This is a genomic window from Clostridium brassicae (assembly GCF_026738875.1).
GTDB classification, from domain to species: domain Bacteria; phylum Bacillota; class Clostridia; order Clostridiales; family Clostridiaceae; genus Clostridium_H; species Clostridium_H brassicae.
On record NZ_JAPQFJ010000038.1, the window covers coordinates 1 to 12,792 of the forward strand.

12 protein-coding genes and 1 rRNA gene are annotated in these 12,792 nt (G+C 27.9%); 5 read left to right on the plus strand and 8 right to left on the minus strand.

The window, feature by feature from the left end; genetic code table 11:
• Window positions 1-123: 123 nt before the first annotated feature.
• From tmk to OW729_RS18715, 3 genes are read right to left on the minus strand one after another with little or no spacing between them, the layout of a single operon-like run.
• Complete coding sequence (tmk, locus tag OW729_RS18705; protein WP_268063062.1) at window positions 124-762, minus strand: dTMP kinase; 639 nt, start codon at window positions 760-762, stop codon at window positions 124-126.
• Window positions 763-774: 12 nt separating this feature from the next.
• A complete protein-coding gene (locus OW729_RS18710; protein WP_268063063.1) occupies window positions 775-2,202 on the minus strand; it encodes an aminotransferase class I/II-fold pyridoxal phosphate-dependent enzyme in 1,428 nt (475 codons plus the stop codon).
• Complete coding sequence (locus OW729_RS18715) at window positions 2,181-2,393, minus strand: sigma factor G inhibitor Gin (protein ID WP_268063064.1); 213 nt, start codon at window positions 2,391-2,393, stop codon at window positions 2,181-2,183. The genes OW729_RS18710 and OW729_RS18715 overlap by 22 nt, the downstream gene beginning before the upstream one ends.
• A gap of 468 nt (window positions 2,394-2,861) precedes the next feature.
• On the opposite strand from OW729_RS18715, the gene OW729_RS18720 reads away from it, so the two are divergent.
• On the plus strand, window positions 2,862-3,521 hold the full coding sequence (locus OW729_RS18720) for an accessory gene regulator ArgB-like protein (protein ID WP_268063065.1): 660 nt from the start codon (window positions 2,862-2,864) through the stop codon (window positions 3,519-3,521).
• A gap of 3 nt (window positions 3,522-3,524) precedes the next feature.
• Entirely contained in the window at window positions 3,525-3,647 is a 123-nt protein-coding gene (locus tag OW729_RS18725; RefSeq protein WP_268063066.1) for a cyclic lactone autoinducer peptide, read from the plus strand.
• 45 nt (window positions 3,648-3,692) lie between these two features.
• Here the strand turns inward: OW729_RS18725 and OW729_RS18730 are convergent, their stop codons facing one another.
• The gene (locus tag OW729_RS18730) at window positions 3,693-5,702 is read right to left on the minus strand and encodes a L,D-transpeptidase family protein (protein ID WP_268063067.1); all 2,010 of its coding nucleotides are present in this window, start codon (window positions 5,700-5,702) and stop codon (window positions 3,693-3,695) included.
• A 254-nt stretch (window positions 5,703-5,956) separates the two neighbouring features.
• Between OW729_RS18730 and OW729_RS18735 the strand changes: the two genes are divergently transcribed.
• Window positions 5,957-7,117 (plus strand): zinc-binding metallopeptidase family protein, encoded by a 1,161-nt coding sequence (locus tag OW729_RS18735; RefSeq protein ID WP_268063068.1) that lies wholly within the window; start codon window positions 5,957-5,959, stop codon window positions 7,115-7,117.
• Here the strand turns inward: OW729_RS18735 and OW729_RS18740 are convergent.
• The gene (locus OW729_RS18740; RefSeq protein WP_268063069.1) at window positions 7,114-7,617 is read right to left on the minus strand and encodes a hypothetical protein; all 504 of its coding nucleotides are present in this window, start codon (window positions 7,615-7,617) and stop codon (window positions 7,114-7,116) included. The two genes, OW729_RS18735 and OW729_RS18740, sit on opposite strands and share 4 nt — an antisense overlap.
• Before the next feature lie 388 nt (window positions 7,618-8,005).
• Here OW729_RS18740 and OW729_RS18745 point away from each other — a divergent pair, with 388 nt between their 5' ends.
• Together OW729_RS18745 and OW729_RS18750 are read left to right on the plus strand one after the other, a co-directional pair.
• The gene (locus OW729_RS18745; RefSeq protein ID WP_268063070.1) at window positions 8,006-8,956 is read left to right on the plus strand and encodes a magnesium transporter CorA family protein; all 951 of its coding nucleotides are present in this window, start codon (window positions 8,006-8,008) and stop codon (window positions 8,954-8,956) included.
• A 147-nt stretch (window positions 8,957-9,103) separates the two neighbouring features.
• Window positions 9,104-10,021, plus strand: a complete 918-nt coding sequence (locus tag OW729_RS18750) for a S66 peptidase family protein (protein ID WP_268063071.1) — start codon at window positions 9,104-9,106, stop codon at window positions 10,019-10,021.
• Between the two features lie 148 nt (window positions 10,022-10,169).
• On the opposite strand, the gene OW729_RS18755 is transcribed toward OW729_RS18750, so the two are convergent.
• The 3 genes from OW729_RS18755 to rrf form a co-directional block, all read right to left on the minus strand.
• Entirely contained in the window at window positions 10,170-11,534 is a 1,365-nt protein-coding gene (locus tag OW729_RS18755) for a sodium-dependent transporter (protein ID WP_268063072.1), read from the minus strand.
• A gap of 169 nt (window positions 11,535-11,703) precedes the next feature.
• Window positions 11,704-12,432 carry an NAD-dependent protein deacylase gene (locus OW729_RS18760; RefSeq protein WP_407647713.1) on the minus strand — a complete coding sequence of 243 codons (729 nt, stop codon included), beginning with the start codon at window positions 12,430-12,432 and terminating at the stop codon, window positions 11,704-11,706.
• 235 nt (window positions 12,433-12,667) lie between these two features.
• A 5S ribosomal RNA gene (gene rrf / locus OW729_RS18765) occupies window positions 12,668-12,784 on the minus strand.
• Window positions 12,785-12,792: the final 8 nt, after the last annotated feature.

Genomic DNA, 12,792 nt, shown 5'->3' on the forward strand with positions numbered 1-12,792 from the left:
GCCTTTCTTAATTTTTCTGTAGCAAGAAAATTATACTTCAAGGCTTGGTATTATCCACTATTTATTTTTTGGAAACTATAATATGGAAACTAATAAAGTTTTGTTTGTACAAAACTTAGGTAATTAAGAATCTATCCCTATTTTTTTACTTAAAATTTTTGTTATTTCATCAAATACTATTTGAATTGGTTTATTTGCATTAATCTTTTTTATTCTATTTGGATATTTCTCTAATAATATATAATATCCTTCTCTTACTTTTTTATGAAAGTCCAATTTTTCTAAATCTAACCTATTCACTTCTCTTTGCTTATTTTTACATATTCTTTCAAGACCTATTTCTGGCTCTATATCAAGATATAGAGTTAAATCTGGCATATACCCATCTATAGCAAACTCGTTTATATTCATAACCTCATCTATACCAATTCCTCTAGCATAGCCTTGATATGCTAAAGATGAATCTATAAATCTATCACATATAACCATTTTCCCGTTTTTTAATGCTGGTATTACCCTTTCTGCCATATGCTGTCTTCTTGAAGCAGCATAAAGAAGCGCCTCTGTCCTGCTATCCATAGCTATATTTTCTTTATCTAAAATCACATTTCTTATTTGTTCTGAGATATTGATCCCACCTGGCTCTCGTGTAGCTATGTATTCTATATTCTTTTCATATAAATAAATTTTTAATAATTCCATTACACTTGTCTTTCCCGAACCATCTGGACCTTCTATAGTTATGAAGACTCCTTTTGTCATAATAGCTCCCCCTTACTCAGAAATGACCTGAATTTTATACTGTTTATTTTCTTTCATAACTCCTATAACCTCTATCTTATTATCTAAATAATATTTTATCATAGAAACAATAGTTTTATCTATTATTTCTCCCATAGTTACAATAGGAACTCCTGGCGGGTAAGGAATTATAGATTTAGAACATATTTTACCTTCTGCATTATTTAAATCTACATACCTAAAAGTTTTATCTATGACTTGAAAAGGCATTAATCTTTTCTCAGGTATATGAGGATCTAAAAGTTTAAAGTAATCTTTTTTAAACTCTTCAATAGGAGCGTTTTTTATGGAATTATATAGTTTTTTGAAATCTTCTTCATCGTTAAATGGTGAAAAAATCAGCACTACATTTTGACCATCATTCATTTCCACTTGAATCCCCTGTGATTTTAAATACTTAGAAAATTTTGAAGCACTATACCCTTTTTCTATATTAAGAACATATCTAGTTAAATCTATATCTTCTTTGTCTAAATCTTCTTGTCCAAGTATATGAAATCCTCTCACTTGATTTATTTTTTCTCTATAACATTTCATAAGTTTTAGTAATTTTTTATATTCTTCTCCTCCATACTCTTCTAAGTAAAATCTAGCATAATCCATGGAGCACATTAACATATACGATGGACTAGTACTTAAAAACATATGTAAATAAAATTCAACTTTGTCCTTATACTTTTCTTCTCCTATATGAAGATACGCTGTTTGTGTAAAGCTAGGTAAAGTTTTATGAGAACTCATTACAACCATATCAGCCCCTAATTTTAATGGATTTTGTGGTATTTCTTTTAGAATTCCAAAGTGAGCCCCATGAGCACAATCTACTAAAACCTTCATGTTTCTTTTTTTAGCCTCTTTAATTATGAATTCTAAATTAGGACAAATTCCATAATAATTAGGATAAGTTAGTATTATACCTTTTGCATCCTCATTTTCCTCTATGATACGCAAAAAATGCTCCTCATCTATAGAAAGAGGAGCATCGTATTTTTTATTGATCTTGTTCTTTATGAATATAGGTTCAAGTTTTCTTAAAATTATCCCATTAAAAATTGACTTATGGCAATTTCTTTCAACAATAACTTTATCACCTTCATGAAATGAAGAGAATATCATAGTTAAATTACCACCACTGCTTCCATTTATTAAGAAATAAGATCTTTTACTTTCGTAATGCTTAGCTAAAAGTTCTTGGGCTTCTTTTATTATTCCTTCAGCATTATGAAGATTATCTAGCCCTTCAACTTCTGTTATATCTGCTTTTACTATATTGTCATACAACTCTTTACCATAAGTAGTCCTTAAAAATCCTTTTCCTCCTTTATGTCCAGGCATACAAAATAATGTATTTTTTTCTTTTATATATTTTAAAACACCTTCTACCAAAGGTAATTTTGACATTTGTAATCCTCTCCTCTTAAAATCCAATGCGAAACATTCTTTTTTATACAACATATATAGTGGTTATAAAAATCCGTTTCCTGATCAGTATTTATTATTCTCTCTTCGCAATTTTTACAAATTCCCTTTCTATATATCATTATACCATCATTTAGAGGCTTTCTACATATAATACATTTTTGTTTTTTCATATTTACCCCCTTAAAATACTTAATAAAATTATTTTAATTATTGCCCCATATACTATATTCTATTCAACTACACCCTTATTTTTATTTTGTCCACTAAAATATTTATTTTAAATTAATTTTCTATTTCAATTTTATTGAAAAATATCTATAATTATATTCTATAACTATAGATACTATACTATTTGTAATCATTATACAGTCATTGTCATTATATATATTTTTTTGGATAATTTGAAAAATAACAACAAATTCTTCCATAATCAACTAAATAGTGATATAATAGTTATTAAACACAGGAAATTAATCCTATTATATATAATATTTTGAATTTATTTTTACATAACTACATGTACATTATTATTATTAGGTATTAAAACCTAAAAAAAAAATTAGCTTGCTTTAATATTTTTTAATAACAATATATCTGATTAATAAAATATTATAGAAAAAGAACGAAAGGTAAAAATTATGTTTTTAATTGAAAAATTATCAAATGCTTTGGCTGAAAATATATCTTCTAGTTTAAATTTAGATGATAATAATAAACAAATAATAGCATATGGTGCTTTCTCGTTTTTTCAAACTTTATGGGCTATTTTATTTATTGTAATACTTAGCTTTTTATTTAATGTATTATTAGAAGCTTTAATATTATCCTTTACAGCTAGCTTCCTGAGAAAGTATTCTGGAGGAGCCCATGCTACTTCTCCTAATAGATGTGCCTTAATTGGAGGTATTATCTTCACTTTGTTAGGTTTATTTGTAGACAAATTTTCCTTAATAATTAATATAAAAAATACTTCTTTCCTTATTTTAATAAGTTTTCTTTTTTCTTATCTTATTGTATACAAGCTAGCGCCTGTTGATAGTACCGCTAAACCAATAAAGAAAGAAAAAACAAGGAGAAGATTAAAGAAAAAGTCTATATTACTTATTAGCCTGTTATTGGTACTTTCCATAATATTGTTAAGTTTTTATCATAAATTTCAAATGAGCCATCTTTTAATAATTGTCCAGTGCATATGCTTAGGCTTAGCTTGGCAGTCCTTTACACTTACATCAGTTGGACACTTATTAATTAGATACATAGATTTATCTATAAAAAATATTTTTTCTAGGGGGGAATAGTAAATGAAAAAATTATTAAACCTTATGGCTGATTTCTTTAGGGCTTTTGCTTTTTCAACTTCAGCTTCAGCATGCTTATTTAGCTCTTATCAACCAGAAGAACCAAAATGTTTAAGAGAAGAATAATAAATAAAAGAGGTTGATTTAAAAAATCAACCTCTTTTATTTATTCTACGGTCTTATAGTTACAAGAGTTCCTGCTGGTATAGTATTGTAAAACCATTTACTATCGTTTAAAGGAAGTCTTATACATCCATGAGAAGCTTTGTGCCCTAATTGTGAAACTGCTGATTGAAGTGGTTGTCCACTTTTAGTGCATAAAACACTATGAAAAAGGAAATTATAATTAAATCTTACCCAATTATAGCATTTTACTGAGTTTTTATAACCTGTTAAGAAATATGATCCTCTACTTCCTATTATATAAGTTCCTGTTGGAGTAGGTGTTGCATTTTGACCTGTAGAACATATTACCTTTCTTAATAATTTTCCATTTTTATATATATAAACATATTGATCACTTAGATCAACTATTATAGAATAATCTTTTCTAGGTTGTACACTTTTTATATATCTAGATGGCACATATCCTCTTACTTTTCTTAATGTTCCATAGTCTGTTGCTTCTATATAAGAATAAGCTCCTACTCTCTTTATAACATTTATACTTTGAAGACTTCCATATATATATCCCACAATACTTGAACTTGTATTAGGTTGAGATCTAATATATAGTTTACTTATCTCTGAAACATTTGCTACATAAATACTAGTATCTTTTGGTGGAATCACAGGCTGTGTATAAGGATTTCCTACAATAATTAATTTTGTTATTTCCTCTTCTGTTATAATTTCTTTATACTCGACTTCTACAATATCTTCTTTAACATCTTCCTTAGATTTATCTTTATCTTCTTTATTGGTTATATTATTTTCAGTTTCTTCTTTTTTACTAACTTCTTCATTATTCTTACAAACTTTTTCGTCATTCCCTTTATTGTCTAATATATTGCCATTATCTTCACTATTATTTAGTAAAGGTTGATTACTGATATTTTCTGTGTTTGCACTATTTTCACTGCTTTCTATATCTTTATTTTGTTGTATAACTTCTTCACTCTGCTTATTTGCTTCTTCTTCATCTAGATTATAGCTTGTGCTACTTGCTTTCTTATTCTCTGATTCAACTTTTTCATCATTTTTAAAACAATTCATTGAAATAACTGAATAAGTATCAAATCCTCTTTTATCTATAGGTTTTTCACCAGCTCTTTTTGCCCATACCGATATAGTATAATTTCCTTCTTGTAATTTAGGTGTTACTATGGAAAAAGCTTTTCCTTGAGTAACAGGTTTTGTAAATCCATTAGTTATATCTTGCCATACTCCTGTTTTTCTATTACATAACCATATCTTATACTGTATTTCACCTGGGAAATTAGCTAGTACATCTATGGTTTGCGTAGATCCTTCAAATACTTTTTCATCTTTTAATACTATCTTTTTAATTTTTGGTACAGCTATTTTTTCTATATTTCTTAGTTTAAGTTTTAGAAGGTACATTCCATCTTCAGTAGCTTTCCATGAAAATCCTTCTGCATAATTACTGCCATAAGAAACTACCGCTTTATTTTTTAGAATATTATATACGCTGTATTTATAAAAATAATTTTTACCATCTTGCTTTTTTACTTCTAATAATTGTCCCTTAGAATAAGTATGTTTTATGTTATCTAGCTTAATATTAGGTGTTTGTCCATCATTTTTTAGACATTTTATTGGAATAGTTGAATATGTGTCAAATCCTCTTTTATCTATAGCGCTTACTCCAGCTCTCTTTACCCAGACAGATACAGTATAATCTCCTTCTTTTAATGAAGGAGTGTTAATTGATAGAACCTCATTGTAATTCATTGGATTTGTAAATCCGTTAGTTATATCCTGCCAAACTCCTGTCTTTTTACTAGCAAGCCATATTCTGTACTGAACTTTACCAGAAGCTTGAGATGCTACGTTTATAGTTTGAGTATCTCCTTCCCTTACATTTTGATACTCTAATACTATTTTTTGAATTCTTGGTATAGTCTCTGCTCCATATGCTTTTGTATTTCCATTTATAATAAATGAGAATACTGCAATAAGAAACATTGCTACAATAGCTTTAAAACAATTTCTTCTCACTTAACCATCCCTTTCCACATAAAACTATATTTAATTCTTATCTAGTATATTATAAGTTTTAAGGTTATTTATTTCAATAGGTGTATTTTTTATACTATTATCAATATATTCCCATATATAAAATTCAGTACTTCTTTAAAATACAACCATATATTTTAATGCTTTAAGGAAACAATATAAATATTGATATATACTTTAATACATTATTAATCCAAATAAACATAGAATAAAGACATCAAAAAGGAGGATTTTTTATGAAACAAGAAATTATAACATATCTATCTACATTAAAAGAAGATCTTAAAAATATTTCTCATTACTTATATCAATATCCTGAACAAAGTTTTTGTGAACATAAATCTTATGACTTTATAGTTAACTTTCTTAAAAATAAACAATTTGAGGTCATAGAAAACATTTTAGATATCCCAACCTCTTTTGTAGCTAAATATGGAAATGGTCATCCTAAAATATGCTATATATGTGAATATGATTCGCCATGTACACAAGGACACGTTTTAGGTACAAATTTAGTGTCCACTATCTCTATCGGGGCTGCCTTAGGGCTTTCAAAAGTAATTTCTAAGACCGGTGGCACAGTAATTCTTTTAGGATGCCCAGGTGAAGTTTCAAATGGATCCCTAATTGCTATGACAAGACAAAAATTATTGGATGATATAGATGTAGTACTAATGGCTCGCCCTCACACAATAACTGCCCAAATATGTAGTTCTCCAGCTATACTTCCTTTAAAAATAAACTACTGTTGTAATAAAAATAATGGATGTAATGAAGATAGTATATATAATGCTTTTGATGCATGTATTTTTACTTTAAATGTAATAAATACCCTTGTTAAAGGATCTTCCAAAGATTGTTCTATTGATTTAGTATCTATTAAAGGAAGTACAGCTCCATGTATATTATCTAATAATGTAGAAACTAGCTTCTGTATAAAAGCTCCAAATTTAAGCACAGCAGAGAAGATATCAGAAAAAATAAAATCCACTATAAATATATCAAAAGAATTAATGAATATAGATTCATCCATGTCCTTATGTGAAATACCTTCAGATAACTTTATAACTAATAATACTCTTGGAAGAATCTTTGCTCACAACCTTAAAGAAATTGGTATAATAGATGACAGTAAAACTATAAATATACCTTCTCGATTAAGCCTGGGTAGCTTAAGTCATAGTATTCCTTGCATTTGCTCCTACATTTCTATAGTAGATAATGAAAATATTAAATATGCATCAGAACATTTTGCAGAAGCAACTATTTCAGACTTTGCCCAAAATAGAGTTATAAAAACATCTCAAGCTCTTGCTATAACAGGTCTTGATTTAATAGAAAAAGATTCTCTTTTGCTCGAATGTAAAAAAGAACAAATAAATAAATGTCGGGTTTAACCGGCATTTTTCATTTGTTCTTTATCTTTCGTTAAATGCAATCTGTTAATTAATCTATGGCTAGCCTCAAAATAAAAACTTCTATTTACTCTTCCGTCATTATACTTACAAAAATATAAATCCTTGTCAAAATTTAAGCATCCATATACCTTACTACTAACAGTGTCTAAAAAAGCTTTGCTTTTACCTGCTTTCTTTATGCACTGAATATCTTTAACTTTAACACATTCCATAACCTCATGTTTATTTCCTTTTACTCTATGAATTATAAATTCATCAACTATTATAGAATATTTGTACTTTATTTTACACTTTTCAACTTGATTTATTGAAAAAATTAGGGCAAGTATGGATACTATAATTCCTAGGTATCTACCTACTTCATATTCATCATAAGTGAGTGTTGAAATTACATCTGATACTACTATAGAAATACTAAGCATTATCAGTATAATAAATATAGTAGAAACTTTTTTTCTAATAGCTATTTCTTTATACATAGTAAGGTTTCCCCCGCCAAACTTAATTTTATATAGAGCATTATACTAAGTTTATAGTTATTAACACAAATGTAACAATGTCATTATAGACCTATTTAGTTTTATTTAATAGCTTTAAATGAATTTAACCTTTAAAATACTTATTATAAATAGCTAAATCAAGCTTTCTCTTTATACATTAATTATTGACTTTTTGTAAAATAAACTCAGGTACATACAATACGCTAAAATTTCTTTAAATCGTACTAGAATTTAATTAATTTTATATTATTTGTATGCAAAATTTATTCTTAAAATAATATTATTGAATATATGTTTTTATATTTCTTAATATAAGGTATTATATATATTGAACATTCTATTAACAAATAGAAAGGATTGAACTCTTATGATTTCTATATATAAAAGCACAAATGAAGCTAATCCAAAACTTCTACCTTTAGATTCAATAGAACCAGGCTGCTGGATCAACATGGTTGCTCCATCTGAACAAGAAATACTATTTGTATCAAAAAAAACAAATGTACCTGTAGAATTCTTAAAATCAGCTTTAGATGAAGAAGAATCCTCACGTATAGACATAGAAGATAATAATATACTTATGATTCTAGATATACCATTTACTGAAATGGAGGAAAACTCTCTTACCTATGATACTTATCCTCTTGCTATAATTCATACTGAAAAAGAGATAATAACAATATGTTTAAAAAATAGCAAACTACTAAATGACTTTGTAGATGCAAATATACGCAGTTTTTATACTTTTAAACGTTCCAGGTTTATACTTCAAGTTCTTTATAGAGTATCTAGTTATTTCCTAGTATGTCTTCGTCAAATAGATAAGAAAAGTTGGATGATTCAAAAACAACTTCATAAGTCTATGAGTAATAAAGTCCTTATGCAACTATTGTCTCTGCAAAATTCCCTAGTATACTTTTCAACTTCGTTAAAATCAAATGAAATAACTTTGGAGAAAATGATAAAACTTGAGATAATGCAAAAATATGAGGAAGATAAAGAACTACTTGAGGATGTAATAATAGAGAATAAGCAGGCTATTGAAATGACAAATATGTACACACATATATTGAGTGCGACTATGGATGCCTCTGCTAATGTTATATCAAATAATCTAAATCTTGTAATGAAACTTTTAGCTACAGTAACTATAGTTATATCTATTCCTAATATATTTTCTGGTATATTTGGTATGAATGTTAAAGGACTTCCTTTGTCTGAATTACCTCCTGGACCAGGTTTTCTTATAGTAATGTCATTAATATTAACTACAACAATAATAAGTGTCATATATTTAAATAAGAAAAATATGTTCTAGCTTTAGGTTCTCTACTTTTTAAAACAATATTGTTTTACATTAAATCATATTCCATAATCTACAAAAGACAAATTTTAAATAATTGCTATATAATTAGCATTTATTTAAAAAAATTAAATAAATATTATAGGGTTAGGATGTGATAGAATGATAGCAAAAAAATTGCAAATAGGAGATACTATAGGTTTAGTTTCCCCTGCTAGTCCAGAAGAATTTGGTAGCATAAAAAAAGGGATATCCTTTCTAAAATCTCTAGGATTTAACGTAAAAGAAGGGAAACACATTTATGATAAATTAGGGTATTTTGCTGGAAATGATAAGGATAGAGCTGAAGACTTAATGAACATGTTCATTGATAAAACTATAACCATGATATTATGTGTAAGAGGAGGATATGGTTGTATGAGACTTCTTCCTTTACTAGACTATGATATAATAAAAGATAATCCTAAAATATTCATGGGCTTTAGTGATATTACAACACTTTTAAATACATTATCATCAAAATGTGGATTTATAACTTTTCATGGACCTATGGGTAGTTCAAATTTAGAAGATGAAGAAACTTTTAAAAGCTTTTTAAATACAATAACAAAATGTAATAGACCATATGCACTGGATACTTGGACCAAAGCCCCCATAGATTATGTTAATAAAGGATGTGCTCAAGGAAAGCTTGTTGGAGGAAATTTGTCTTTGATTATATCTACTTTAGGTACACCTTATGAGATAGATACAAAAGATAATATTCTATTTATTGAGGATGTTAAAGAACCCCCTTACTCTATAGATAGAATGCTAACTCAACTTCATCTAAGTGGGAAACTTAAAGAGTGTAGGGGGGTTATCATAGGTCAATTTACAGATTGTACTTTATCTGATTACACTAAAAGCCTAAATTTAGAACAAATATTAGAAGACAGAATCTTATCTTTAAATAAACCTACAGTATTAAACTTTATGTCGGGACACGATTATCCCAAATTAACTTTGCCTATAGGTGCAAAAGCCAAAATTAATTGTGATAAAAAATCATTAGAGATACTAGAAGCAGTTGTAAAATAAAAATTAAAAAAGAGTTAGCGAAAATTTAACTTTCCACTAACTCTTTCTTAACTTAATTAAATCTTTTCTAAATACAATAAAATAAAACATCTTTATTATAACTATTAAATTATGGATTGTATTATCTAAATACTACTTGAAATGTATATTATCTAAAAATACCTATAGATGATAAAAACACTATTATAAGAATAACCGGTGTAACATATCTTAGAATAAAGTAATAAAAATCAATTACCTTATCTATTTTAAGTTCTCCATTATTGGTAAGCTCTTTTTTTATTTCTTCCTTAGGTATAAAATACCCAACTAAAATTGCTATAAAAAGCCCGCCTAAAGGCAAAATTACATTTGAAGATAGGTAGTCAAACAAATCAAAAAATCCTTTTCCGAATATTTTTATCCCACCTAATAAAGAATCATTATTTACAGAAAGAGTAGCAAGTATTCCAAAAATAATTATAATTATTGCATTTACGATAACAGCCTTCTTTCTAGACATTCCTCTTTCTTCTGAATAATATGCAACGGGAACCTCAAACATAGATGTCATTGCTGTTGTTGCAGCTATAGATGCTAATATAAAAAATGCTACTAACAAAATATTTCCAAATGGAATTTTTGAAAATACTAAAGGTATTGTCATAAATAAAAGCCCTGGTCCTCCAGAAGGTTTCATACCAAATGTAAATACAGCTGAAAAAACAGCTATGCCCACTAAAAGGGAAACTATTAGGTCAGATATTGCTACCTTAGAAGCCGTTCCTATCATATTATCTTCTTTAGTAAAATAGCTTCCATAAGTAACCATAGCCCCCATACCTACAGACAACTTAAAAAATGCAAGGCCCATAGCTATTAAAATAGTTTGAGACGTTACTTTACTAAAATCAGCTTTAAATAAAAAAGCTAAACTTTCTTTAGTTCCTGGAAGAGTTAATGCTCTGATATCACAAATTACTATTAATACAAGTAAAACCGGCATTAATGTTTTAGTTATTTTTTCTATTCCATTCTTTACACCAAGAATGAGTATTATAGATACAACCACCACCACTACAATTTGCCAAATAACAGGAGAAATTGGCCCCATTGTAGTATTTGTAAATTGATAAGCTACTGTTCTAGATGTTGCTCCAGCAAATTCCCCTTTTAAAATCTTAAATACATAAGAGTAGACCCAACCTCCAACACAGCTATAAAAAAATAAGATAAAATGAGATCCTAAAAGAGAAAATATGCCTATTCCTGTCCATATTTTTCCATTGTTTAATTGTTTAACTGCACCCACAACATTTTTTCTTGTTCTTCTACCAATGAAAAATTCACTTATCATAACAGGTAAGCCAACAAGAGCTATACAGATAATATATATCAATAAAAAAGCTGCTCCTCCATTTTCACCCACTACATAAGGAAATTTCCATATATTGCCCAAGCCTACTGCTGCTCCTAATGTTGCAAAAAAAGCTGCAAGTCCTGATGAAAATCCCTCTCTTCTTTTGTTATCCATTAATTTTCTCCTTTCGTAATACTGTTCTACTCTTTTGAAAATTTAATTTAACTTATTTATATATTTTATATAATACCTAATTAAACACTCTAAATTTTAGAGTGTTTAATTATAGTATATTTTTATCATGAACATAGTATACAATAAATATTTATATAAAGTAAACAATTTATATAGCATTACTCAATACTACACCAATACTATCATTAATAACTAAATCTGCTGTAGTATCATATAAGGTTGATGCTTTATTTATTAATGCTAGTTTACCTCTATTAAAATATTGAATTAGTCCTGCCGCTGGATAAACAACTAATGAAGTTCCTCCTACAATCAACATATCTGCTTCTTGTATATATCTTACTGCACTATTTAAAACATTCATATCCAATCCTTCTTCATATAAAACTACATCTGGCTTAACGATGCCTCCACATTCATTACATTTAGGAGTTAAATGTTTGCTTTTAATTACATATTCTAAATCAAATTTCTTGCCACACTTCATACAATAATTTCTATGAACAGATCCATGTAGTTCTAAAACATTTTTAGATCCTGCCATTTGATGAAGTCCATCAATATTTTGAGTTATAACAGCTTTTAACTTTCCTGTTTTTTCAAGTTCCGCTAAAGCTTTGTGTGCATCATTAGGCTTAGCATCTGTATAAATCATTTTTGTCCTATAAAAATCAAAAAAATCATCAGTATGCTTCATAAAAAAAGTATGACTTAACATAACTTCTGGTGAATAAGAAAAATTATTTTTTGTTTTATATAACCCCGATTCTGATCTAAAATCTGGAATATTACTTTCTGTTGATACTCCTGCACCACCAAAAAATACTATATTAGAACTTTCATCTATCATTTTTTTTAGAACACTTATTTTACCCATATCTCTCATCTCCCATATAAACTATAATAGATTTCTTTAACTTAAAGATTAGTTTTAAAGTCTAGTTAAATAAATCCTATTAATTATACAATGAAAATAGGATAGCTATGCAATACTTTTTTTAGACATATCTATCCTAGTAAATCTAAGTTTATATACTATATATTTTGCTAAATTATATTTTGTATTCATTAAAATAAAAACGCACTAAGCTAAGCTTAGTGCGTTTACTCTTACCTGGCGGCGACCTACTCTTCCACACCGTCTCCAGTGCAGTACCATCGGCGCTTTGAAGCTTAACCTTCGTGTTCGGAATGGGAACGGGTGTTACCTTCAAGCCATAACCACCAGATGCTATAG